The sequence below is a fragment of the Chromohalobacter marismortui genome, assembly GCF_004364315.1.
Lineage (GTDB): Bacteria > Pseudomonadota > Gammaproteobacteria > Pseudomonadales > Halomonadaceae > Chromohalobacter > Chromohalobacter marismortui.
On record NZ_SOBR01000001.1, the window covers coordinates 493,086 to 517,575 of the forward strand.

Sequence of the window (24,490 nt, forward strand, 5' to 3'; positions counted from 1 at the left end):
GTCTTGTCTGGTGAGGCGCCGCGACAAGGCGGCAGGGCGCATCACGGCGAACCGATCATGAAAAAACGCCTGAAGGATTCCTCCTTCAGGCGTTTTTTGTGTCTGCAGGCGGCCGCGTCGGCCGCCTTGGCAGACGCTTAGGCGTTGTCGTCGCCGCGGAAGAGATTTTCCTGGAGACGATGACGCTGTTCGCGCGGATCGTTGTGGGCGCGACGCCGCTGGCGCGGTGTGGCCGCTTCCTGGGGCGTTTGCGACGCGACCGTGGTCGCGGCCGCCGGCGCTGATGCCTCCTCGCCGCGAGGCGTGGCCGTCGGTGCCGGGGTGTCGGCCGGCGTCGCTGACGCTTCCTCGCTGGTGGCCGGCGAAGCGGCCGAGGTCGGGTTGTCAGCCTTGGGGGTCGAGGTCGAAGCCGCGCTGGCCTGTGCTTCGGCGCTGCCCGTGGACGTTGTCGCGGTGGCCGTGTCGCTGGCTGCGACGTTATCGTCTTCTGTCCGGGCGGACGGCGTCACGTCATCGCGGGCCGACTCGTCATCGCTTGCCTGAGTCGCAAGGGGCTCGCTGGGCGTAGACGACGCGGATGTCTCGTCCGCGACCGGCGCGTCGTTGGCCCGTGACGCGTGCTTCTCGGCCTGAGAAGCTGAGTCGCTTTCCACGTCGGGGGCTGCCTCATTGCGGGCTGTTTCGACGGTTTCGCCGGCATCCTCAGGAGCGGCTTGCGTCGTTGCCTGTGCCGGAGCGTCGTCAGCGGGCGCTTGTGAAGAGTCGTCAGCGGACGCGCCTTCCGATGTCGCCTTGGAGGCGCTGTGCTCGGTCATGTCCGCGTCAGGCGTCTGCTTGACCTCGTCTTTCGGCGCTTTGGCGGCGCTGTCTTCCTCCACGGCTTCGGTCCCGCGCGATGGCGTCGCTGCCGCATCCGGGCGAGGCGTGTTCGCCGGGGCATCATTGCCTGCGTGAGCGTGCTCTTCAGGCGCAGCAGGCTGAGCCTCGGCGGGCGGATTGGTCGCCGCGGCCGGCGCGTCGGTCACCTCGGCTGCTGTCTCGCTCGACTTGGCACTCGCTTTGTCGTCTGCCGGTTTGGCGGGCGAAGGCGCGGCACTGGAAGTGTCGCCTTGGACGTCTTGTGCCGTTTCGCTGGCGGCCTCTTGCTGCTGTTGTGCCTGCAGCTTTTCCTGCTCCGCGACCGACTGCGGGTTCACAGCATGCTTACGGCTGCGCTGGCGCGGATTGTTACGGGTGCGCTTCGGTTTGCTGTCGGCCTTCGGCGTACTGTCCTTGGCCGGAGCAGACTTTTCAGAGGCCTTGTCGTTGGACGCCGCTTGTGACGTCGTCTCGGACTTGGGTTTATTGGCCTTGGTGTCCTTGCTGTCTTCGCGGGACTTGTTGGATTTACCGGCATTGCGCGAGTCCTGACGTGCATTGTCGCTATTGCTGGTGTTGTCGCTGCGTCCGGTATCGCCTGATTTGCCATTGCCGCGAGAAGAACGTGTGTTGCGTTTGGCACCGCCATTGTCCTCGCGACGACCTTCACCACGCGATCCCTGACGCTCTTGCGATTCTTCGCTATTGCGACGACGGCGGCTGTTGTTACCGCCATTACGTCCGCCGTTGCCATTGCCGGACGACGCATCTTGGCGCGTCGTGTCGTTGTCGCGCGTATTCTGGCGCTGCTGCTTGTGGGTATTGCCTTCATTGCGTGAACCGGCCGACGCGTGCTGGCCGTGACGGTTGCGCTGACGCGAGGCGTCGGACGAAGAAGCGGTGTCGGCCGCCCGTTTTTGCGACTCGGGGCTGGAGGCGGTGGTGCTTTGTGACGAGGTGGCATTGTCCTCGCCATTGAGCAGCTTACCAAAGCCTTTGACCAAGCGTGAGAACAGCCCACCCCCTTCTTGTGACGCCGGCGTGCTCGGTGTCTCGGACGAGGCGCTCGGTGGCTCGGCATCGTGTTGCAGTGAGGTGGGGGCCGGGGCGTTGTGAGCCACGCTCTTGACCGCCGCCTCGGTGCGCTGCACCGGCTTGTCGAAGGCTGCGTCGGGCTCTTGCGTGTAGTCGGTTTCAGTGGGCAGCTCGAAACTCGAACGCTGACCATCTTCTTCGCTGACCTGATCGTCGCGCAGGCGTTGCATGTCGTAGTGCGGCGTATCCATGTCAGGATTGGGCAAGAGGACCACCTGCACCCCCTGGCGCTGCTCGATATCGTTGAGCACGCTGCGCTTTTCATTGAGCAGGTAGGTCGCCACCGGCACGGGGAGCACGGCGCGAATCTGCGAGCTGCGTTCCTTCATGGCTTCTTCTTCGATGAGGCGCATGATGGACAGCGAGATGGACCGCACGTCGCGGATGGTGCCCTGGCCGTTGCAGCGCGGGCAGACCACGCCGCTGGTCTCGCCCAGCGACGGGCGCAGGCGCTGGCGTGACATTTCCATCAGACCGAAACGTGAGATGCGGCCGATCTGCACGCGGGCGCGGTCGAGCTTGAGGGCATCGCGAACACGGTTCTCGACTTCACGCTGGTTCTTGGCCGGCGTCATGTCGATGAAATCGATGACCACCAGACCGCCGATGTCGCGCAGACGCAACTGGCGGGCGATCTCGTCGGCGGCCTCCAGGTTGGTCTGCAGCGCAGTCTCTTCGATATCACTGCCGCGTGTGGCGCGCGCCGAGTTGATGTCGATGGACACCAGGGCTTCGGTGTGGTCGATGACCACGGCGCCACCGGAGGGCAGCTTGACCTCACGCTGGTAGGCGGTTTCGATCTGCGATTCGATCTGAAAACGCGAGAACAGCGGTACGTCATCGGCGTACAGCTTGATCTTGTTCTGGTAGGACGGCATGACCTGGCGAATGAAGTGCAAGGCCTCTTCATACACCTCGGGACTATCGATCAAGACCTCGCCGATGTCGTGGCGCAGATAGTCGCGCATGGCGCGAATGATGACGTTGGACTCGCGATAGATCAGAAAGGGGGCGCTGCGCTTGCCGGCTTCTTCGGTGATCGCTTCCCAGACCTGCACCAGGTAGTCCATGTCCCACTGCAGTTCCTCGGGGGAACGTCCGATCCCGGCGGTACGTACGATGACGCCCATCTTGTCGGGAACGGTCAGTTGGCCCATGGCATCCTTGAGTTGCGCGCGATCATCGCCTTCGATGCGCCGCGATATGCCACCGGCACGGGGGTTGTTGGGCATCAGCACCAGAAAGCGCCCCGCCAGGCTGATGAAGGTGGTCAGCGCGGCGCCTTTGTTGCCGCGCTCTTCCTTGTCCACCTGGACGATGACTTCCTGGCCTTCCTTGAGCACTTCCTTGATGTTGGGACGCCCGGAAGGTTCCTTGGTGAAATACTCCCGCGAGATTTCCTTGAGCGGGAGAAAGCCGTGACGCTCGGCGCCGAAATCGACGAACGCTGCTTCGAGGCTGGGCTCGATACGCGTGATGCGACCACGGTAAATGTTGGCTTTCTTCTGTTCTCGGGCACCGGATTCGATGTCCAGGTCGTACAGGCGTTGTCCATCGACGAGCGCGACGCGCAGCTCTTCGGGCTGTGTCGCGTTGATGAGCATTCGTTTCATGCAAGTCTCACTGACTAGGCGTGCCGGTCTAACGACAAGGCGTGGCAACGGCGCGTCGAATCGCTTGCTTGCATGCTTGTGCTCAGTGCATGTCGTGACGATGTCTTGGCGACCCGGAGGGCCGAGGGCAACAAGACAGGCATACCAACGGTCGTCATCGCCCACTGGGCGATGCATGTGATGATGGCCGCCGAATGCGGTGGACGAGTGGGCCCGCCAGCGCTTCGAGGGGTGTTCAACGTCGTTATTCCGTCCGTATAGATCCTGTCGTATACATCCCTGAACACTGTAAGAGCATGTTGAGTACGCAGCGGTGGCAGGACGTGTTCCGGCGGGAGTGTGCCCGTCCGGCCCTGCGGTCATCCGCTAGACAGCTAGCAATGGATCGATTCGGCACGCCTGCCCCGGCACGGTGTTTATGTCATCCCGCAGGGGTGGCGCCGAGTGTCTCGTGCGCCCCTGGCGGGCATGGCGTTCCAATCGTTCTTTTCCCGTTGACGCGGCGCGGTATGGGCGTCGCGCGTGGGGAATGTCATGTTCTTCGCTCGGGCCTGCGTGTCTGCAGAGCAGGCGCAATACATGGGCACTTGATGCCCATTTCAGCGAGTCTCGAATATACCAGTAAAGCGATAACGCAGCAATTGGCGTCAAGACGATCTCGCTGCGGTAGAATGCCGTGTGGCGTCTAGCGCCGACAATCCGGTGGCATTCGTATAAGGAGAGGGTGCGCATGGCCGAAGGCCGCGACGTACAGTGGGTGGAAGTAAGCGAAGGGCAGGTCGGGCAACGTATCGACAATTTCTTGCGTACGCGGCTCAAGGGGGCGCCCAAGTCGTTGATCTATCGCATCGTGCGCAAGGGCGAGATTCGCGTCAACAAGAAGCGAGTCAAGGCAGACTATCGCCTGGCGCTGGGCGACCTGGTGCGCATCCCGCCCTTGCGTCTGGCGCCTGAAGAGGCCGTGCGCGAGGTCAGCGATGGACTGCGCAATCTGCTGGCAGGCAGTGTGCTGGTCGAGGGGCCCGACTGGATGGTGCTCAACAAGCCGGCTGGGCTTGCCGTACACGGTGGCAGTGGCGTGAAGATCGGCTTGATAGAGGCGTTGCGTCAGGTGCGTGACGATCTCGACTTCCTCGAGCTGGTGCACCGTCTGGATCGCGATACTTCTGGATGTCTGCTCCTGGCCAAGTCGCGCGCGGCGCTGGTGACCTTGAATCAGTCGCTCAAGGCTCATCAGATGGATAAGCAGTATCTGGCGCTGGTGCAAGGGCGCTGGCCGGCGCGGCGCGAGTTCGTCAGTGCTCGGCTCGATCGCTTCGATGCGGGCAATGGCGAACGCCGTGTGCGTGTCGACAACCAGGGCAAGGTGTCGCGGACACGCTTCGCCGTGCGCGAGGCGTTCTCGCGTGCCACGCTCATCGAGGCCGCGCCGGTGACCGGGCGGACGCACCAGATCCGCGTGCATGCCGCGCACGCCGGCCATGCACTGCTCGGTGACGATAAGTATGGTACTCGCGAGGGGGGCCGATTGGCGCGTGAGCTAAAGCTCGATCGCCTGTTCCTGCACTCGCATGCCTTGACCTTTCCCGAGCCCACGAGCGGTCGACCGGTGCACGTCAAGGCGCCGTTGGGGGACGCGCTCGAAACGGTGCTGGCGAACGCGCGGCGTGCCGATTGAGGGCTGCATGGGCCGCGAGGGTGCGGCATCGGATGATGTCATCGATGAGGGGAAAGTGGTTTGCGCTATCGTTTAGTGATTTTCGACTGGGACGGCACCCTGATGGATTCTGTGGCGCGGATCGTCGCGTGCATGCAGGCGGCCGCGCATGATGTCGGTTGGACGCCACTCTCGGATGCGGCAGTACGCGACATCATCGGGTTAGGGCTGCCGGAGGCCATTGCTCAGCTATGTCCCGGCATGTCCATGGAACAGCGTGAGCGCTTGCGCGAGCATTATTCGGCGCATTTCGTCGCCGCCGAGCGGGAGCCGATGCCCTTCTTTGACGGGGTGGCGACCGGCATGCAGCGGCTGCGTGGCGAGTCGGGCCTGCGGCTGGCGGTGGCGACCGGCAAGAGCCGTCGTGGTCTGGAGCGCGTTTTCACGCGCACAGGCAGCGGCGAATGGTTTCACGCTAGCCGTACGGCCGATGAGACGCTGTCCAAGCCGCACCCGCGCATGCTGGAAGAGTTGCTGACCGAGATGCGCCTGGCCCCGGAGGAGGCGTTGATGGTGGGCGATACCGAGTACGACATGGAAATGGCGCGGGCGTTGGGCATGGACCGCATAGCAGTGACCTATGGCGTGCATGCCCGCGAGCGCCTGGCGCGTAGCGAGCCGCTGCTGCTGGCCGATACGTTCCCGGCATTGATCGATTGGCTGTATGCGGCGCCCCCGCAGGATGCCAAGGCGTCGGCATCGAGCGCCACGCGAGCAAGGAGTGACCACTCATGAGTGACGATAAGCATGGAGATGCCTGGACGCAGGGGCCCGAAGTCGAGCGAGCGTCGCGTGGACGTGAGCGTGCCGAGGAGCGTGACGAAGCGTCGATAAGCGACCCCGAACGCTTGCGTGAACTACGCCGTTTGCGGGAGCAGCGCATGCTCGATCGCTGGATCGACGGGGTGCTCGTCGAACAGCGACGCTCACGGCGCTGGAAGCTGTTCTTTCGACTGGTGCTGGTGCTGCTGGTGGCGACATCGCTGGCGATGACGGCATATGCGCTCTTCTTCGCCGGGCGTGATATGCCCGGTGGCGTCGGCGCTCCCCATGTGGGGGTCGTCGAGATCAATGGGGTGATCGATGCCAATGGCGAGGCGAATGCCGAGCGGATCATCGAGGGGTTGCGTGCCGCGTGGCAGGCCCCGGCATCGCGGGCGGTGGTGCTGCATGTCAATAGCCCCGGCGGCAGCCCGGTGCAGTCGCAGCGTGTCTATGACGAGGTGCAGCGTCTGACGAAAAAGGGTGATAAGCCGATCGTCGCGGTGATCGAGGACATCGGCGCGAGCGGTGCCTATTACATTGCCGCGGCGGCGGACGATATCTATGCCGCCCCGGCGAGTTTGGTGGGGTCGATAGGCGTCATCTACTCCGGCTTCGGCATGCAGGGGGCCATCGATAAGCTGGGCATCGAGCGTCGTGTCTTCACTGCCGGCGACAACAAGGCCTTTCTCGATCCCTTCTCTCCGATACGCGACGAGCAACGCAAGTTCTGGCAGCAAGTACTGGATACCACGCACCGCCAGTTCATCGAAGACGTCAAACGCGGGCGCGGTGAGCGCCTGGCCGACGATCCCAGGCTCTTTTCCGGCTTGATCTGGACCGGTGAGCAAGCACTCGGGCTGGGGCTGATCGATGGGCTGAGCAGTATCGATGCGCTGTCGCGGGAACGCTTCGGCGGCGTGCCGAGACGGGATTACACGCCTGCACTTGACCCCTTGAGTCGCTTGTCGCGCCAGTTGGGGCGTGTCGCAGCGGAGTGGGCCGGGGTTTCCAGCAATGCGTCGCCCGTACGGTACCAAGTGCAATGACGACATCAGGCCGGGTTCAGCCCAGCGGGTCGAGGCCGGCCTCGCGCAGCATTTCGCACAGGCGTATCAGCGGCAGGCCGATCAAGGTGTTGGGGTCGCGGCCCTCGAGGCGCTCGAAGAGCGTGATGCCCAGGCCTTCCATGCGAAAGCTGCCGGCACTATCCAGCGGGCGCTCCTTGTCGACGTAACGCTCGATCTGGGTGTCGCTGAGTTCGCGGAACACCACGTCATAGCGTTCGTGATCGACCCAATGACGCGCGTGGGTGGTATCGATGAGCGCGATGCCGGTCAGGAAGTGGACGTGTCGTCCCGAAAAGCGGTGCAGGTTGGCGCGGGCGGTGGCCATGTCGCCGGGCTTGCCGAGTATCTCGCCGTCGAACAGGCAGACCTGGTCGGCGCCGATGATCAGGTGATCGGGGTACTCGCCGGCCAGGGCCGTGGCCTTGCCCAGGGCGAGGCGGTGCACGAGGGCCTGGGGGGATTCTCGGGGGTGCGGCGTTTCGTCGATGTCCGGCGCGGCCCATGCATAGGGCAGCTCGAGGCGATCGAGAAGCTGGCGGCGCCAGCGGGAGCCGGAAGCGAGCACGAGGCGAGTCATGGCGTCTCCTTGAAAAACGATGGCGGTGCGATACGCATCACGACGCAGTTTGCCGCGTAGCGTGAGCACTGTACAGCGAGCTTGTTTTGACAGCGTCGGGGTGAGTCCCTATTATTGCGCGCCTATGTTAACCACACGACTCCCCAAGCAGGTCGAGCCCTACAAGCTCGCTGCCAATCGTGAACGTCTCGAAGGGCTGGCTGCGCTCGATGCCATGCCGCGTCTTGGCGAAGAGATCGGCGCGCAGCACGGCGACTGCGAGGTGCGCCTGAGTTTCGATATCGATACGCAAGGGCGGCGCCTCATGGATGGCCACCTCTTGGCACATGTGCAGATGCCTTGCAGGCGCTGCCTGGAGCTCATGCCGGTGACGCTGGAGAGTCGCATTCTGCTGGGACTGGTCAGCGATGACAGCCTGGCGGGCGAGTTGCCGAGCGACTATGAGCCGGTATTGGTGGAAAACGAGCAGCTGAATCTTCTGCCGGTAGTCGAGGATGAGCTCATCCTCAGCCTGCCTCAGGTGATTTATCATGACGAAGCGGATTGCGCCGTTTCGCGCGACCAGCTGGAAAGCGGCGCTGATGCCGACGTGTCGGAGCAGCGTTCTACAAGTCCTTTCGAGGTGTTACGCAACTTGAAAGGCAAACTTTGAATCATCGTCGACACTCTGGAGTGTAACCCATGGCAGTTCAACAGAACCGCAAGACCCGTTCCAAGCGTGGCATGCGTCGTAGCCACGATGCGTTGAGCGGACCGACCCTGTCCCAGGACAAGGAAACCGGCACTACGCATCGTCGTCACCATGTCGCGCCGGATGGCTTCTACCGCGGCCGCAAGGTCGTCGACGTTTAAGACGTCGTCGACGCGCACGTGACAGTGCGAATCGCTATCGATGCGATGGGCGGGGACATGGGTCCCCGCGCCACCGTCATCGGCTCTCTCCAGGCGCTCGCCATGCATCCGAATCTCGAGATTCAGTTGCACGGCCCGCACGATGCGCTGGAGGCCGAGCTAGAGTCCCTTCCCAAACGCCTTTCCGGCTACCGTCCCCGTCTTGTCCTGCAACACGCGCCGCGTGTCATTTCGCAGGCCATGAGGGCGGCCAATGCGTTGCGTGAGGCTGATGGGTCCAGCATGTTGAGTGCCATTGCGAGCGTTCGTGACGGGCACGTGCATGCCTGCGTCAGCGCCGGCAATACCGGGGCGCTGATGGGGCTTGCTCGGCGTGAGCTGGGCACGGTCACGGGCATTGCACGTCCAGCCATCAGCACGGCGGTTCCCACTCAGGGTGGCGGGCAATGTTACTTGCTCGATCTCGGGGGCAATGTCGATGTGCAGGCGCGTCACCTGATGGATTTCGCGCGCATGGGCGCGGTGATGGCGCGCGTGATCGATGGCTTGGCGATGCCGCGTGTAGCGCTGCTGAATATCGGCGTCGAGGCCAATAAAGGCGTGCCCAGCGTTCGCGAGGCGGATGAGCGTCTGCGCGAGATCATGGCGAGTGACCGGCGTGGCTTTACCTTCGACTATATCGGCTATCTCGAAGGCGATGGCATTTTCTCCGGAGCGGCGGATGTCGTGGTCTGTGATGGCTTCGTCGGCAATGCGGTTCTCAAGGCCAGCGAAGGCTTGGCGACGATGCTGATGTCGCGCTTGCAGGAAACGTTCGAGGCACACCTGACCACACGCGTGGTGCGTGCCATGGCGCGACCTGCGTTACTGCGTCTCAAGCGTCGGCTGGACCCGGTGCGCTATAATGGCGCCAGCCTTCTAGGCTTGGCGGGCATTGTCGTCAAGAGTCACGGCGGGGCGGATGCCAAGGGATTTGCTTATGCCATTTCACGCGCGGTACGCGAGATCGATAGGGACTTGCCTTCGCATCTGGCGCGCGAGTTGAGCGCTGCTTCATGTCCTGAGCCTTCTATCCACTCGGCCGCTAGGCGCACCGACCGAGTGGATAGCGGGTTGGCAAGCGATGCTCAATCCGACGACTCCCATCCTTAAAGGTGACTGTCATGACACAATCCCTCGCCCTCGTCTTTCCGGGGCAGGGCTCCCAGCAGGTCGGCATGCTGAGGGAGCTGGCCGAACGCTACAGCGTTGTGCGGACCACGTTCGATGAAGCGTCGGGTGCGTTAGGCTACGATCTCTGGAAAATCGTTCAAGAGGGCCCGGCAGGCGCCCTGAACGCCACGGCCTGCACGCAGCCGGCATTACTGACCTCCAGCGTCGCGATCTGGCGCGTCTGGCAAGAGCTCGAAGGCCCGCGTCCCCTGGTCATGGCTGGCCATAGTCTGGGTGAGTACAGTGCCATGGTGTGCGCCGGGGTCATCAGCTTCGCGGAAGGTGTGCGACTGGTACGCTTGCGCGGCGAGGCGATGCAGGCGGCGGTGCCGGAAGGTCACGGCGCGATGGCCGCGGTGCTCGGTCTCGATGACGAAACGGTCGAGTCGGCATGCCGTGAGGCAGCGCAAGATGAAGTGGTCGCGGCGGTCAACTATAATGCGCCGGGACAGGTCGTGATCGCCGGCAACAAGGCGGCCGTGGATCGCGCGATTGCGCTGTGCCAGTCGGCGGGCGCCAAGCGTGCCTTGCCGCTGCCGGTGTCGGTGCCGTCGCATTGCAGTCTGATGCGGCCGGCCGCCGAGCGTTTGTCGGCCGAAATGGATCGACTCGATCTGCGTACGCCGCGCTATGCCGTGGTGCAGAATGTCGATGCGCTCGAACATGATGACGTGCAGACGCTCAGTCAGCGCCTCGTCGAGCAGCTGTATCGTCCGGTACGCTGGACGGATTGCGTCAACGCCATGTATGAACGTGGCGCTCGGGTCTTCGTCGAGTGCGGGCCCGGCAAGGTGCTGACCGGACTCAACAAGCGGATTCAACGTCAAGCCAAAGGGCTTGCCGTCAACGACCCCGAGTCGCTGGAAAGCGCGCTTGAACTGGCGCGCAGCGAAGGGGAGCAGTCTTAGTGATGAATGCGGGAAACCAGATGACAAGCGAACGCAGGGTAGCCCTGGTCACCGGTGCCAGTCGCGGTATCGGTCAGGCAATCGCCCGTGAGCTGGGCCGTCAAGGACGTATCGTGATCGGCACCGCGACCAGCCAGGCCGGTGCCGACGGCATCGATGCCGATCTCAAGGCGCATGATATCGCGGGGGCCGGGCGGGTGCTCGATGTCACCGATCAGGAGAGTGTCGAGCACCTCATCAAGGCGATCGGCGATGAATTCGGCGCCCCGACCATATTGGTCAACAACGCCGGTATTACGCGTGACAACCTGCTGATGCGCATGAAAGAAGACGAGTGGGATGCGGTGCTCGACACCAATCTCAAATCGCTCTATCGCGTCACCAAAGCATGCGTGCGCGGCATGACCAAGGCACGCTTCGGGCGTATCGTGAGCATCAGCTCGGTCGTCGCCACCATGGGCAATCTGGGGCAGACCAACTATGCGGCGGCCAAGGCCGGCATGGAAGGCTTTTCGCGTTCCCTGGCACGCGAAGTCGCTTCGCGGGGCATTACCGTCAACAGCGTGGCGCCGGGATTCATCGCCACGGATATGACGCAGGCCTTGCCCGAAGCCCAGCATGAAGCGCTGCTGGGGCAGATTCCTCTCTCGCGTTTGGGCGCTCCCGAGGAAATTGCCGCCGCCGTGGGTTTTCTCACCAGCGACAATGCCGGCTACATTACGGGTGAGACGCTGCAGGTCAATGGCGGCATGAATATGCGTTGACGCCCCTGAAGGCGCTGGTTGCGTCGTCTGGGAGCGGTCTATAAACTACCCGCAGCTTTCCAGAGCTAGCGGATTCGTACCACTAGGAGTAACAAGAGAATGAGCACCATCGAAGAGCGCGTGAAGAAGGTTGTGGCTGAGCGCCTGAACGTCAAGGAAGAAGACATCCAGAACACGTCTTCCTTCACCGAGGATCTCGGCGCCGACTCGCTGGATACTGTCGAGCTAGTGATGGCGCTCGAAGAGGAATTCGATACCGAGATTCCCGATGAAGAAGCCGAGAAGATCACGACCGTTCAGGAAGCGATCGATTACGTCGTCGCTCACCAGTAAGTAGAGCGGGACCGGGGTATCCGGTTCGATATCGACTCGCAAAGGCCGCTCTGTCATCAGAGCGGCCTTTGTCGTTTGTGCATGCGTGCGGTCTCCACCCCGTCTGTGTTTCGGGTATAATGCGCGCCAAACACGGCTTTGCCGTGCCAACTCGCAAGTCTGGAGGAAAGCTGATGCCACGTAAAAGGGTCGTGGTGACCGGATTGGGCCTGGTGACCCCTGTCGGTAACACTGTCAAGGAAAGCTGGGGCAACATCCTGGCGGGCAAGAGCGGCATCTCGCTGATCGACCATTTCGACACCTCGGGATTCAATACGCGCTTTGGTGGCTCGGTGAAGGACTTCGATATCAGTCCTTACCTGAACCCCAAGGACGCGCGCAAGATGGATCTGTTCATCCAGTACGGGATCGCGGCGGCGGGACAGGCCATCGCCGATGCCGGATTGGAAAGCAACGATGACAACGCGGATCGCATCGGTGTGGCGATTGGCTCGGGCATCGGCGGGTTGCCGATGATCGAGCACAATCACAACGCCTTGAACCGTGGCGGACCGCGCAAGATCTCGCCATTCTTCGTGCCAGGGTCGATCATCAACATGATCTCCGGCAACCTGGCGATTCAGCATGGTTTTCGTGGCCCCAATATCGCCATCACCACGGCGTGTACCACAGGCACGCACAATATCGGCTATGCGGCACGTACCATTGCTTATGGCGACGCGGATGCCATGGTATGCGGAGGCGCTGAAATGGCGACCACGCCGCTGGGCCTCGGCGGGTTTTCGGCGGCGCGAGCGTTGTCGACGCGTAACGATGACCCCGCGGCAGCGAGTCGCCCATGGGACCGCGAGCGCGATGGTTTCGTGCTTTCCGATGGCGCCGGCGTACTGGTGCTCGAGGAGTACGAGCATGCCAAGCAGCGTGGCGCGCCCATCTATGCCGAGCTGCTTGGCTTTGGCATGAGCGATGATGCCTACCACATGACCGCACCCAACGGCAGTGGGGCGGAAATGGCCATGCGCAACGCGGTCAAGGATGCGGCCATCGATGCCGCTCGACTCGACTATATCAACGCACACGGCACCTCCACCCAGGCAGGCGATGTCGCCGAAAGCCAGGCCGTGGAACGCGTCATGGGCGAGGCGGCCAATGCCGTGGCGGTCAGTTCCACGAAGTCGATGATCGGTCACCTGCTGGGGGCCGCCGGCGCCGTCGAGGCGATCTTCAGCATTCTCGCCATCCGCGATGGCGTCGTACCGCCCACCATCAATCTCGAGGCCCCCGATGAAGGGTGCACGCTGGACTACGTGCCCAATGAAGCGCGCGAGATGCCGGTAGCGTACAGTCTGTCGAATTCCTTCGGTTTCGGCGGTACCAATGGATCGTTGATCTTCGGCCGCGTTTAAGCGCCATGGCCGACGAGCCACTACCGTTCGACGATCGCGGTCTCGCTTATGGGGACGGTCTCTTCGAGACCGTCCTCGTGCGTGATGGCCATCCTTTGTTGTGGGACGCGCATCTCCAGCGCCTGGCACGTGGTGCCCAGCGGCTGGAAATTCCATTGCCGGATACACAGACCTTGGCGAGCCTGCCGGGGCAGGTGGGGGCCGGTTTGTTCGTGCTCAAGCTGCTCGTGACCCGTGGCAGCGGTGGGCGTGGTTATGCATCTCCCGCATCGCCCACACCGCGTCTGCGTTGGCGGTGTATGCCATTCACGCCGCAGTCTGCGTATTGGCGCGATGGGGTACGCGTGCGCCTGTGTCGGTTGCGTTTGGGACACCAGCCTTTATTGGCAGGCATCAAACACCTCAACCGCCTCGAAAACGTCATGGCGCGTCGTGAGTGGTGCGACGCCGACGTTGCCGAGGGCGTGCTGTGCGATCAGTACGATCGTCTCGTCGAGACGACCAGTATGAACCTGGTGTGGCAGCGCCATGGCGCGCTCGAAACGCCTGATCTGACGGCATGCGGTGTGGCAGGCACGTTGCTGGCGGCCTTGCGCCAGCGCTTGCCGATCCGCACGCGAGAGGTGGGGGTCGAGGCGTTGATGGAGGCGGACGCGGCGTGGGTCGTCAACTCGGTGCAGGGGGTGTGGCCCTTGAGACAACTGGACGATGCCGAGGGTGCCTGCCTGAGGCGTTGGACAATGCAGGATGCGCAACGGTATTTGCAACGCCATGCCCACCCAGTGCTGGGCTATCCCCATGACGTCTTCGATGAGGCGTGAGACAAGGTATCGATATGCGAGTGGTGAAGGTTCTCCTAGGGATTGCGATATTGGCTGGTGCGGTGCTGATGGGGGGCTATCAATATTGGCAATCCCGACTGGCGGCGCCGATAGCTCTGGACCAGACGACGGTCTATGAAGTGCCGGATGGTGCGGGATTCATGCGCATCATTCATGAACTCGAGGCACGCGGTATCATTGATGCCGTCTGGCCGTATCGTGTGCTGGCACAGCTCTCGCCCGACAAGGCCAACGAGCTGCATGCCGGGGAGTTCGAGCTCGACCCCGGCATGAGTGGCAACGCGATGCTGGCGCGACTGTCCAGCAATGACGTCGTGTCTTATCGCGTGACGATTCCCGAGGGCTGGACGTTTGCGGAAATGCGTCATCGTTTGAATGATGCGCCCAAGCTCAAGCATCGCACGCGGGGCATGACCGATGCACAAGTGATGGCGGCGCTGGGGCATGCGGGTGAGCATCCGGAGGGGCGCTTTTTTCCCGATACCTACCGTTACCACAAAGGGATGACGGATCTGTCGGTACTCGAGCGCGCCTATGAACGCATGGCCAAGACGCTGGAAAACGTCTGGGCGCAGCGTAGTGACGACTTGCCCATCGACAGCGCCTACGAAGCGCTCATTCTGGCCTCGTTGATCGAGAGTGAGACGGGCGTGCCGGAGGAACGGCGTCAGATCGCCGGCGTTTTCACGCGGCGTCTGGAGCGCGGCATGCGATTGCAGACCGATCCCACGGTGATTTATGGCATGGGAGAAGACTACGATGGCAACATCACGCGGGCCGATCTGCGGCGTGAAACCCCTTATAACACCTATGTGATCGACGGGCTGCCACCTACGCCGATTGCCATGCCGGGCATGGGAGCATTACGTGCTGCCGTGAATCCGGCCCCGGGAGATGCCTTGTATTTCGTGGCGCGTGGCGATGGATCGCATTACTTCTCGAGTACGTTGGCTGAACACAATGCGGCAGTACGCCGCTACATTCTCAATCGCTGAGCGGAGCAGGTCATCGCCATGACGCCGGGACGTTTCATCACCCTCGAGGGGGGCGAAGGGGTGGGGAAGTCCACCAACGTGGATTTCGTATGCGACTGGCTAAGCGCACGCGGTATCGATGTACTGCGCACCCGTGAGCCGGGCGGCACCCCGAGAGCCGAGGCGATCCGTGCGTTGCTGCTCGATCCCGCTCCGCAGGAACCGCTCGACGAGACGGCGGAATTGCTGTTGATGTTTGCCGCCCGAGCCCAGCACCTGGCGACCAAGATTCGCCCAGCGTTGGCGCGAGGCGTTTGGGTCGTGTGTGACCGTTTCACCGACGCGACTTTCGCCTATCAGGGCGGTGGACGAGGGCTCGATGAGACACGTATCGCGACACTCGAAGCCTTGGTGCAAGACGAGCTGCAACCCGACCTGACGTTATTGCTGGATATGCCGATCGAGGCTGCCCAGCGCCGTGTCGAACGGCGTGGCGTCGCGCGCGACCGTTTCGAACGCGAGCGGCAGGATTTTTTCACCGCCGTGCGTGAGTGCTATCTTTCCCGCGCCGCTCAGGCGCCGGCGCGATTCGCCGTGATCGACGCCGACCGCGAGCTGGACGCGGTACAGGCATCGATTGCCGACCATCTGGAAGCGAGGCGCGCATTATGGTCGTAACGCCAATGCCCTGGCAGCATGACTTGTGGCAGCGCCTGATTCGCCAACAGGACGCAGGTCAACTGGCGCATGCGCTCTTGATTTCGGGCCCGCATGGGGTCGGCAAGCACGACCTTGCCAATGCCTTGGTGGCGCGCACGCTTTGCCATGCACCGGGCGACGTGGCCTGTGGTGAGTGCCATGCCTGCCATATGCTGGCATCGGGATACCATCCCGATCTGCTGGATGTCGCCCCGGCGGAAAAACGCCGCCAGATACGCATCGATCCGATTCGGCAGGTCAATGCTTTCGTGTCGCAGACGGCGCAACAAGGCGGTTATCGCGTGATTCGTCTGCATCCTGCGGAAGCCATGAACGTGGCGGCTTCCAATGCCCTGCTCAAGAGTCTCGAGGAGCCGGGGGCGAAGACGCTGTTCGTGCTTCTGGCGGACATCCCCTCGCGCATGCTGCCGACCGTTCGTTCGCGTTGCCAGCAGTGGAGCCTGGGAGTGCCCGAGCCACACAGTGCCCTGGCGTGGCTGAGTGAGCATTTCGATGACGTCGAGCAGGCGCGTTTCTGGTTGCGCGTGGCCGGCGGTTTGCCCCAGTTCGCCGTCGAACTGGCCGCAGGACGTGGTTTGCGCCAGGAACTGAGTGAAGCGTTCGATGCGCTGGTGAGGGGCGCGGAGCCGGTCGCCGAGGCGGCGCGTCTCGACCCTCAGTCGTTGGACCGCGTGCTGTGGTACGGTATCGTCTGGCTCGAAGACCTGATCCGCCTGGGCGTTTCCGGCGAAGCGCAGTACGTGCGCAACCCGGACCTTCTGCCGCTGTATCGCCAGGCAGCCAAGAATGCACGGGTGCGCGATTGGTTTCGCCTGCTCGACTACGCGCGCGAGCAGCGCCGCTTGATCGCCGCTGGAGGCAACCCCAATGCACAGCTGGTGCTGGAAGCCTGGCTGGTGCGCTGGGCATCGCTGTTGCGCTCATGACGGCGCCTGCCGAGGTGGCATGAACACCGTGCATGACGTGAATCGTGCATACTGACCGAGGAGTCCCCGGCGTGGCGCAAAAAGCCTTATCCCTGACGTTCCACGATATACAGACCCTGCAGGCGGCCTACATGCCCTGGCTGGAACGGGGCGGTATCTTCGTTCCCACGCAGGAACGTTATGCACTCGGCGATGCGGTGTATCTACTGGTCACGTTACCCGAGGCAGACGAGCGTCTGCCGGTGTCGGGGACGGTTGCCTGGCTGTCGCCGCCAGGGGTCGGCGGACGCCGCGTGCCGGGGATCGGTGTGCATTTCGGTGACGTCGACCAGCGTGTGAGAGCGCTGATCGAAGCTCGACTCGAAGGCGTCACCGCCACGCGCCCCAGCTATACCCTTTGATATCATGGGCTGGGCTACAGCCTTTTCGACGCTTTAGGTACCGCATGTTCGTTGATTCTCACTGTCATCTCGATCTACTCGACCTCACCGCCCATGACGGCAAACTCGAGGGTGCCCTGGACGCTGCCCGCCAACGTGGCGTGCGTCACTTCCTAGCGATCGCCGTCACGCTTGAAGGCGTGCCCAATCTGGTCGACATCGCCCGTGCCCATGACGATGTATCGCTGTCTGCCGGCGTGCATCCGTTGCATCAGGTCGAGCACGAGCCCGACGTGCAGAGCATCGTCGACTGCGCTCAGCGCCACGACGCGGTGGCGATCGGCGAGACGGGGTTGGACTATCACTACGCTGAAGTGGCTCACGATGTGCAGCGTCAGCGTTTCGCTCACCATCTGCGCGCCGCGCGTGAACTCGAATTGCCGGTGATCGTGCACACGCGAGACGCCAGGCAAGACACCTTGGCGTTGATTCGTGAGCATACCGATCCTGCGGTGGGGGGCGTCTTGCATTGCTTCACCGAGGATCTCGACATGGCGCGGGAAGCTGTGAGGCTGGGGTTCTACATTTCACTGTCGGGTATCGTGACATTCCGTAACGCCACCGCGGTGCGCGAACTGGCGCGTCTGGTGCCCCTCGACCGGCTATTGATCGAGACGGATAGCCCTTATCTGGCGCCGGTGCCGCATCGTGGCAAGCCCAATGAGCCGCAGTGGGTCGTGGAAGTGGCGCAGTGCATCGCCGCCGAGCGGGGTATCAGCGTCGACGAAGTCGCGATGCAGACGAGCGCCAATTTTTACCGGCTGTTTCGTGCCGCGCTGCCCGAGGCGCCTGACGATGTGCGCGCGGCATTGGCACAGATGAGCGGTCAGTAACGCCCAGCAGCGAGGAGCGAACATGCCATTGGAGTCGTTGACGACGCATCTCGATGCATCACCCACGGCATCCTTGCCGCCGGTCGACACCTGGGACCCGCCTTTCTGCGGTGACATGGCGTTGACCATTGCCGCCGATGGTCGCTGGTGGCATGAGGGCACGCCGATTGGGCGCGCACGCTTGGTGCGCTTGTTGTCGCGTCTGTTGCGCCGGGAATCGGATGGCGAGCATTACCTGGTCACGCCGGTCGAAAAGCTGCGCATTCAGGTCGAGGACAGGGCGTTCTTGATCGCCGATGCCGAGTGTCGCGACGGGGTCTGGACGCTGACCACCCACCTCGGCGATAGCGTCGCCCTGGGCGCACAACGCCGCCTCGTGGTCAGTGCCATGCCGAGCGGCGCTCCGGTGCCCGAGGTCGCCATTCGCTTCGGATTGTCGGCACGGCTCAACCGCAACGTTTACTATCGCCTGATCGACATCGCCGAGATGCATGCGACATCCCAGGGCAGCGAACTCGGGATGTATAGTGACGGTGTCTGGCAGCCCCTCGGCTGGTTGCCCGAGGAGACGCCGTGAGCGGGGCGACGTCCGAACAGCGCGCCGTGATCGCGCATGCCGAGGGGCATGCGCGCGTGTCGGCGGTCGCCGGTGCCGGCAAGACCACCACGCTGGTGCAGCGTGTCTTGCACCTGCTGGCTCACCGTGTGCCACCACAGCGCATGCTGGTACTGATGTTCAATCGTGCCGCACGCGAGGACTTCACCCACAAGCTGTCTCACGAAGCGGCGGGGCAGCGCCTGCCCGACGTGCGAACCTTTCACTCGATCGGCCATCGCTTGACCCAGACCCTGACGCGCTGGGGGTATCTGTCATCGCGCCAGTTGATCGCCGCCGATTGGCAACGCGAGCGCCTGCTGCGTCAGGCGGTGCAAAGAAGCCTGGAACACGCCGACGACAGTCAGCGCCACGCCGCACTGGAGCCTGACCGTCTCGACGCCTTGGCGCAGTTCTGCGAGCTGGTCAAGGCGGAGATGTGCGCCCCGGAGCTGCTCCACGAGCACCTGGATTTCGGCGATGCTACCCAGCATTTCTGCGAAGCGTATGCGAACTTCGAGGCCTTGCTCGAAGAGCATGCCTTGATGACCTATGCCGACCTGCTCTATCGGCCGTTGCGTTGTCTCGAAGCGACTCCCGAAGCGCGTTCGCGGGTACAGGGCTTCCTCGATCATGTGATCGTCGATGAGTACCAGGACATCAACGAGGTGCAGCAGCGCCTGCTGGCCATTCTCGCAGGTGAGAGTGCGCAGGTGATGGCGGTGGGCGATGCCAATCAGTGCATCTACGAGTGGCGCGGGGCGCGCCCCGATGCCATGTTCGAACGCTTCACCGCCTTGTTCGGCGCGGCTCACGACTACCCGTTGTCGTACACCTTCCGGCACGGTCATGTGCTGGCGCTGGCGGCCAACCATGCGATTCGCGCCAACCGGCGGCGTCCCGATCAATTATGCCTGGCCGCGCCCGGCACGCCGGTGACCCGTGCCGACGTGGCGGTGGGCAGCAGTGCGTTGCTCGATGCCCTCCATCAATGGCGTGGCGATGGGCGTGCCTTGGGTGAAGCCTGCGTGCTGGTGCGCAGTTGGGCACTGTCCGTCTCCGTGCAGCTGCAGCTGTTGCGCGCCGGCATTCCGTTCCGGCTCGCGCGCGAGGATCGTTTCGTGTTTCGCCTGCCGCTGGTACAGGCGCTGGCGGGGTATCTGGCCCTGGCGCGTGACGGGCGCCGTCTGCAGGATCCCGAGCAGCTCAATCTGCTGTTGTCGCAGCCGACGGTCTTCGTGCCCCGCGAGACACTGACCGCCTTGGCGCACCAATTGGCCCAGACTCAGCAATGGCCTGAGCGGCACGACCCTTTGTTGAATGCATTGAAGCCCCTTCAGCGGCGTAACCTCAAGCGTCGCTGGCAGTTGTTATGCGAACTGCCGCGCATGGCGAATTGGTCGCCGGATAAATTGCTCGAGCATGTCGTCGAGGCCACCGAGGCGGACAAGGCCCTCAAACGCGCCGCGTCGAGGCGCGCCAAGGCCGAGGACGACGTGCGCCTGCTCGATGTGTTGATCGAACAGGCCGGTGAACTGGCCAATGACCCCGACGGCTTCATCGAGCTGCTCAGTCAACCGGTAGAGGCGCGCGAGGATGGCGTCTTGGTGACAACGGTGCATGGCGCCAAGGGGCTCGAATGGCCGATGGTCGCGCTGTGGGGCGTCAACGAGGAAGATTTTCCGCATTACACCCGTGAAACGCCCCTGGATGCGGAACGCCTCGAGGAGGAGCGTCGTCTCTACTATGTGGCGATCACGCGGGCGCGTGAGCGCTTGCTGGTTCTGCATGATGGCGGCGATCACCGCCCCAGCCGCTTCCTCGACGAGACCGCCTGGGACGACTGTCATCGCGCGGCCGCCGCACTCGGCGGGACACCGCCCGACACCCTGGCGGTGCGCGCCCCGGAAGTGGTCGGGCGTTATCTCGAACGTTGCGGGGTGCATCTAGCCGTCACCCGTACGTCTGAAGCGTCCTCTGAATCGGCACCGGCGACATGGTCGGTAGGGCAGTGGGTACGACATGACGTCTTCGGCGATGGCGAGATCGTGGTACTGGAGGGCGATCCCGCCAATCCGGTCATCGAGGTGCGCTTCAACCAGGCGGGACGCCGGCGCTTGATCGCCGCGCGTGCCCCATTGGAATGTGTCGCGGATCGGGCGTTGCCGAGCTGAGGCGGCCGCTCAGATGCCCCGCTGGTGGGCCAGGACATCGTGCGCATGGCTACATGTTGGGATAGTTGGGACCGCCGCCGCCTTCCGGCGCCACCCAGGTGATGTTCTGGGACGGATCCTTGATGTCACAGGTTTTGCAGTGCACGCAGTTCTGGAAGTTGATCTGGAACTTGGGTTCGCCGTCTTCCTCGACGATTTCGTATACCCCCGCCGGGCAATAGCGCTGTGCGGGCTCGGCGTATTCCGGCAAGTTGACGCGCACCGGCATCCCGGGATCGGTGAGCCGCAAGTGACAGGGTTGATCCTCTTCATGGTTGGTGTTGGAGAGAAAGACCGACGAGGGCTTGTCGAACGAGAGCTTGCCATCCGGCTTGGGATAGTCGATGGGCGTCACCTCGCTGGCAGGGCGCATGCGCGCATGGTCGGGCGTGGTGTCGTGTACGGTGGGCAGCTTGCCGCCCAGGAGCTGATCCATAAAGTTGTAGGCGCCGCCCTTGACGGTGCCGTACTTATGAATCGCGGGGCCGAAGCTGCGGCTTTCGGTCAACTCCGCCCAGGCCCAGCTGTCTTGCCATTTGGAGGTGAACGCGGTCAGTTCGGTGCCGCCTTCATCACCGCCCACGAAGGCCTCGAAAACGGCTTCGGCGGCGACCAGGCCGGATTTCATCGCCATGTGGATGCCCTTGATCTTGGCGAAGTTGAGCGTGCCGGCATCGCAGCCGATCAACAGACCGCCGGGGAAGGTCATCTTGGGGAGGCTATTGGCGCCGCCCTTGGCGATGGCGCGCGCCCCATAGGAAACGCGGGAGCCGCCTTCCAGGTGTGGCTTGAGCACCGGGTGGTGCTTCATGCGCTGGAATTCATCGAAGGGCGAGAGATAGGGATTGTCGTAGGAAAGATCGACGATCAACCCCACCACGACCTGCTGGTTGTCGGCGTGGTAGAGAAACCAGCCGCCATGCGTGTCATTGGGCAGTGGCCAGCCCGAGCCATGCAACACGCGTCCCGGCTGGTGTTGATCGGCGGGCACGTCCCAGAGTTCCTTGAAACCCAGGGCATAATGCTGGGGATCACGGCCCTCGTCGAGGTTGAAGCGCTCGATCAGGCGCTTGCCGATATGCCCGCGTGCGCCTTCGGCGAACAGTGTGTACTTGGCGCGCAGCTCCATGCCCGGCATATGGCCGGGTTTTTCGCTGCCATCGGCGGCCACGCCCATGTCGCCGACGAGGATGCCGCGTACCGTGCCATCTTCGTCGTGCAGGCTTTCCTGGGCGGCGAAGCCGGGGAAGATTTCCACGCCGAGTTCTTCGGCCTGCTCGGCCAGCCAGCGACACAGGTTGCCGGCGCTGACGACGTAATTGTCATGCGCGCCGCCGGTGTTGTGCATGCTCTTGGGCACCAGCGCATTGGGTAGTTTCTGGGCGTTGTCCGGGTCCTTGAGCAGGTAGATATCGTCGCTGACAACGGGGGTGGTCAGCGGCGCGCCGCGCGTTTCCCAGTCGGGAAAGAGTTCGCGAAGGGCGCGTGTCTCGAGCACGGCGCCTGACAGAATATGCGCGCCCACTTCGGAGCCTTTTTCGACCACGCAGACGCTGAGTTCACGCGCTGCTTCGTGGGCCTGTTGCATCAGGCGACAGGCCGCCGAGAGCCCGGATGGGCCGGCGCCGACGATGACGACGTCGAAATCCATGTATTCGCGTTCCACGGCTTGATCTCCTCCATCTTCGCGTTGGGCGGTCGGACGCGCCCGCGCATGCACGGCGTCTTTTCGGGCAGCGATGCATGGACAAGTCGCGTTTTTCTTGATTGTATTTTAAACGATCGTTTGATTCCACTCGAGGTGGTCGGCCGGCATGATGTCATTTTCCAGCGAGTTTGTCGTCCAACGCGGCCATGACGGCGCCTCAGGGTTTGACCAGGTTGGACGCGATCACGCAATATTATGCAGGGTCGCCGAGTGTTTAACGGGCGACCATTTTCGGGACACGCCCCCTATCAAACGCTTGAATGAATTTATTCTAAGGGCATGCCTGCCGGTTCTAACCAAGCGAGGACACCATGAAAGTACTCGTCGCGGTCAAACGCGTCATCGATTATAACGTCAAGATTCGGGTCAAGCCGGATCATTCCGACGTCGATCTCACCAACGTCAAGATGGCCATGAATCCATTCTGCGAGATCGCCGTGGAAGAAGCGGTGCGCCTCAAGGAAAGGGGAGTGGCCAGCGAGGTGGTCGCCGTGACCATCGGGCCCAAGGCCGCGCAGGAGCAACTGCGTACCGCGTTGGCATTGGGTGCCGATCGCGCGATTCACGTCGAGACCGACGACAAGGTCGAGTCGCTGACCGCCGCGAAGCTGCTCAAGCGGGTCGTCGACGACGAACAGCCGGGCTTGACGATTCTCGGCAAGCAGTCCATCGACACCGACAACAACCAGACCGGGCAGATGCTGGCCGCGCTGGCAGGCATGGGGCAGGGCACGTTCGCCTCGGAAGTACAGGTCGAGGGCGATCGGGTCCAGGTGACCCGCGAGATCGACGGTGGCCTGCAGACCGTCTCGCTCAAGCTGCCGGCGGTGATCACCACCGACCTGCGCCTCAACGAGCCACGTTATGCCAAGCTGCCCGACATCATGAAGGCCAAGAAGAAGCCCATCGACGTCAAGCACCCCGACGATCTGGGCGTCGCCGTGGCATCCAGCCTGAGCGTGCTCAAGGTGGAATCGCCGGCGGAACGCCAGGGCGGCACCAAGGTCGCCTCCGTGGATGAACTCGTCGACAAACTCAAGAACGAAGCCAAGGTGATCGCATGAGCATTCTGGTTATCGCCGAACATCACAACGGCCAATTGGCCGGCAGCACTGCGCATGTCGTCGCCGCGGCCCAGGCCATCGGCGGGGACATCGATATCCTGGTGGCGGGCGAGAACGTCTCGGGCGTTGCCGAATCGGCCGCCAAGCTGGCCGGTGTCGGCAAGATAAAAGTGGCTGACGACAGCGTTTACGCCCACCAGCTGGCGGAGCCGACGGCGGAGCTCATCGCCGGACTCGCCGACGACTACAGCCATGTGCTGGCCGCTGCCTCCACCCAAGGCAAGAACGTGATGCCGCGTGTCGCCGCCCTCAAGGACGTGGCGGCACTCTCGGAGGTGATCGGCGTGGAAAGCCCGGACACCTTCCTGCGGCCCATCTACGCGGGCAACGCGATCGCCACCGTGCAGTCCAGCGATGCCCTCAAGGTACTCACCGTGCGCACCACGGCCTTCGATGCCGTCGAGGCCACCGGCAGCGCCGGGGTCGAGGCGATCGACGCCACGGTCGATAATACGCTTTCGCAGTTCGTCGACGAGGAACTGGCGAGTAGCGATCGTCCTGAACTGGGCAGTGCGCGTGTGGTCGTCTCCGGGGGACGCGGCATGGGCAATGGCGAGAACTTCAAGTTGCTCGACGGCATCGCCGACAAGCTGGGCGCGGCGATTGGTGCGTCGCGGGCCGCCGTGGACGCCGGCTTCGTGCCCAATGACATGCAGGTCGGCCAGACCGGCAAGATCGTCGCGCCGGAGCTCTACATCGCCGTGGGCATCAGTGGTGCCATCCAGCATCTGGCGGGGATGAAAGATGCCAAGGTCATCGTGGCGATCAACAAGGACGAGGAAGCACCGATCTTCCAGGTGGCCGACTACGGCCTGGTGGGTGATCTGTTCGAAGTGCTCCCTGAACTCGAGTCCAAGTTGTAAGTCCAACTCACTCGTGCAGCCTGCCGATTGGCATTGGCGCACGAGGGAGTGTCAAACCGGCCCACGCGGCCGGTTTTTCTTTCTC

23 protein-coding genes are annotated in these 24,490 nt (G+C 63.2%); 20 read left to right on the forward strand and 3 right to left on the reverse strand.

Annotation, left to right across the window (positions count from 1 at the left end; all coding sequences use genetic code 11):
• Positions 1 to 137: 137 nt before the first annotated feature.
• A complete protein-coding gene (gene rne / locus C8E00_RS02175; RefSeq protein ID WP_133693960.1) occupies positions 138 to 3,566 on the reverse strand; it encodes a ribonuclease E in 3,429 nt (1,142 codons plus the stop codon).
• 730 nt (positions 3,567 to 4,296) lie between these two features.
• Between rne and C8E00_RS02180 the strand changes: the two genes are divergently transcribed.
• Genes C8E00_RS02180 through sppA form a run of 3 tightly spaced genes read left to right on the forward strand, consistent with a single transcriptional unit; the run spans position 4,297 to position 7,094 of the window.
• Entirely contained in the window at positions 4,297 to 5,244 is a 948-nt protein-coding gene (locus C8E00_RS02180; RefSeq protein ID WP_133693963.1) for an RluA family pseudouridine synthase, read from the forward strand.
• Positions 5,245 to 5,304: 60 nt separating this feature from the next.
• Positions 5,305 to 6,018 carry an HAD family hydrolase gene (locus C8E00_RS02185; protein ID WP_133693965.1) on the forward strand — a complete coding sequence of 238 codons (714 nt, stop codon included), beginning with the start codon at positions 5,305 to 5,307 and terminating at the stop codon, positions 6,016 to 6,018.
• Complete coding sequence (gene sppA / locus C8E00_RS02190) at positions 6,015 to 7,094, forward strand: signal peptide peptidase SppA (protein WP_133693967.1); 1,080 nt, start codon at positions 6,015 to 6,017, stop codon at positions 7,092 to 7,094. Before C8E00_RS02185 ends, sppA begins: the two co-directional genes overlap by 4 nt.
• Before the next feature lie 16 nt (positions 7,095 to 7,110).
• On the opposite strand, the gene C8E00_RS02195 is transcribed toward sppA, so the two are convergent.
• On the reverse strand, positions 7,111 to 7,692 hold the full coding sequence (locus C8E00_RS02195; protein ID WP_133693970.1) for a Maf family protein: 582 nt from the start codon (positions 7,690 to 7,692) through the stop codon (positions 7,111 to 7,113).
• A 124-nt stretch (positions 7,693 to 7,816) separates the two neighbouring features.
• On the opposite strand from C8E00_RS02195, the gene C8E00_RS02200 reads away from it, so the two are divergent.
• The 15 genes from C8E00_RS02200 to C8E00_RS02270 all read left to right on the forward strand — a co-directional run bounded on the left by C8E00_RS02200 (position 7,817) and on the right by C8E00_RS02270 (position 20,671).
• A complete protein-coding gene (locus tag C8E00_RS02200; RefSeq protein ID WP_133693972.1) occupies positions 7,817 to 8,344 on the forward strand; it encodes a YceD family protein in 528 nt (175 codons plus the stop codon).
• 29 nt (positions 8,345 to 8,373) lie between these two features.
• A complete protein-coding gene (rpmF, locus tag C8E00_RS02205; protein ID WP_133693975.1) occupies positions 8,374 to 8,544 on the forward strand; it encodes a 50S ribosomal protein L32 in 171 nt (56 codons plus the stop codon).
• Between the two features lie 24 nt (positions 8,545 to 8,568).
• Positions 8,569 to 9,696, forward strand: coding sequence for a phosphate acyltransferase PlsX (gene plsX, locus C8E00_RS02210; protein ID WP_166638234.1), 1,128 nt, complete (start codon positions 8,569 to 8,571; stop codon positions 9,694 to 9,696).
• An 11-nt stretch (positions 9,697 to 9,707) separates the two neighbouring features.
• The gene (fabD, locus tag C8E00_RS02215) at positions 9,708 to 10,664 is read left to right on the forward strand and encodes an ACP S-malonyltransferase (RefSeq protein ID WP_133693977.1); all 957 of its coding nucleotides are present in this window, start codon (positions 9,708 to 9,710) and stop codon (positions 10,662 to 10,664) included.
• 20 nt (positions 10,665 to 10,684) lie between these two features.
• Positions 10,685 to 11,428, forward strand: coding sequence for a 3-oxoacyl-ACP reductase FabG (gene fabG, locus C8E00_RS02220; RefSeq protein ID WP_133693979.1), 744 nt, complete (start codon positions 10,685 to 10,687; stop codon positions 11,426 to 11,428).
• A 99-nt stretch (positions 11,429 to 11,527) separates the two neighbouring features.
• A complete protein-coding gene (gene acpP / locus C8E00_RS02225) occupies positions 11,528 to 11,761 on the forward strand; it encodes an acyl carrier protein (RefSeq protein ID WP_011506901.1) in 234 nt (77 codons plus the stop codon).
• Between the two features lie 173 nt (positions 11,762 to 11,934).
• Positions 11,935 to 13,167, forward strand: coding sequence for a beta-ketoacyl-ACP synthase II (fabF, locus tag C8E00_RS02230; RefSeq protein WP_133693982.1), 1,233 nt, complete (start codon positions 11,935 to 11,937; stop codon positions 13,165 to 13,167).
• 5 nt (positions 13,168 to 13,172) lie between these two features.
• The gene (gene pabC, locus C8E00_RS02235; protein ID WP_133693984.1) at positions 13,173 to 13,988 is read left to right on the forward strand and encodes an aminodeoxychorismate lyase; all 816 of its coding nucleotides are present in this window, start codon (positions 13,173 to 13,175) and stop codon (positions 13,986 to 13,988) included.
• A 14-nt stretch (positions 13,989 to 14,002) separates the two neighbouring features.
• Positions 14,003 to 15,004: an endolytic transglycosylase MltG gene (mltG, locus tag C8E00_RS02240; RefSeq protein ID WP_208291857.1), complete on the forward strand. Its 1,002-nt coding sequence runs from the start codon at positions 14,003 to 14,005 to the stop codon at positions 15,002 to 15,004.
• Between the two features lie 18 nt (positions 15,005 to 15,022).
• The gene (tmk, locus tag C8E00_RS02245) at positions 15,023 to 15,661 is read left to right on the forward strand and encodes a dTMP kinase (RefSeq protein ID WP_133693986.1); all 639 of its coding nucleotides are present in this window, start codon (positions 15,023 to 15,025) and stop codon (positions 15,659 to 15,661) included.
• Positions 15,652 to 16,629 carry a DNA polymerase III subunit delta' gene (locus tag C8E00_RS02250; protein WP_133693989.1) on the forward strand — a complete coding sequence of 326 codons (978 nt, stop codon included), beginning with the start codon at positions 15,652 to 15,654 and terminating at the stop codon, positions 16,627 to 16,629. Before tmk ends, C8E00_RS02250 begins: the two co-directional genes overlap by 10 nt.
• 71 nt (positions 16,630 to 16,700) lie before the next feature.
• Positions 16,701 to 17,030 carry a PilZ domain-containing protein gene (locus tag C8E00_RS02255; protein ID WP_341765841.1) on the forward strand — a complete coding sequence of 110 codons (330 nt, stop codon included), beginning with the start codon at positions 16,701 to 16,703 and terminating at the stop codon, positions 17,028 to 17,030.
• A gap of 44 nt (positions 17,031 to 17,074) precedes the next feature.
• Positions 17,075 to 17,902, forward strand: coding sequence for a TatD family hydrolase (locus C8E00_RS02260; protein ID WP_133693991.1), 828 nt, complete (start codon positions 17,075 to 17,077; stop codon positions 17,900 to 17,902).
• Between the two features lie 22 nt (positions 17,903 to 17,924).
• On the forward strand, positions 17,925 to 18,479 hold the full coding sequence (locus tag C8E00_RS02265) for a DUF1285 domain-containing protein (protein WP_133693994.1): 555 nt from the start codon (positions 17,925 to 17,927) through the stop codon (positions 18,477 to 18,479).
• The gene (locus C8E00_RS02270; protein WP_133693996.1) at positions 18,476 to 20,671 is read left to right on the forward strand and encodes an ATP-dependent helicase; all 2,196 of its coding nucleotides are present in this window, start codon (positions 18,476 to 18,478) and stop codon (positions 20,669 to 20,671) included. The genes C8E00_RS02265 and C8E00_RS02270 overlap by 4 nt, the downstream gene beginning before the upstream one ends.
• 49 nt (positions 20,672 to 20,720) lie before the next feature.
• Here the strand turns inward: C8E00_RS02270 and C8E00_RS02275 are convergent, their stop codons facing one another.
• Complete coding sequence (locus C8E00_RS02275; protein WP_133694522.1) at positions 20,721 to 22,361, reverse strand: electron transfer flavoprotein-ubiquinone oxidoreductase; 1,641 nt, start codon at positions 22,359 to 22,361, stop codon at positions 20,721 to 20,723.
• Positions 22,362 to 22,729: 368 nt separating this feature from the next.
• Here C8E00_RS02275 and C8E00_RS02280 point away from each other — a divergent pair, with 368 nt between their 5' ends.
• A complete protein-coding gene (locus C8E00_RS02280; protein ID WP_133693999.1) occupies positions 22,730 to 23,482 on the forward strand; it encodes an electron transfer flavoprotein subunit beta/FixA family protein in 753 nt (250 codons plus the stop codon).
• Positions 23,479 to 24,405: an electron transfer flavoprotein subunit alpha/FixB family protein gene (locus tag C8E00_RS02285; protein ID WP_133694001.1), complete on the forward strand. Its 927-nt coding sequence runs from the start codon at positions 23,479 to 23,481 to the stop codon at positions 24,403 to 24,405. The genes C8E00_RS02280 and C8E00_RS02285 overlap by 4 nt, the downstream gene beginning before the upstream one ends.
• The last annotated feature ends 85 nt before the right edge of the window (positions 24,406 to 24,490 follow it).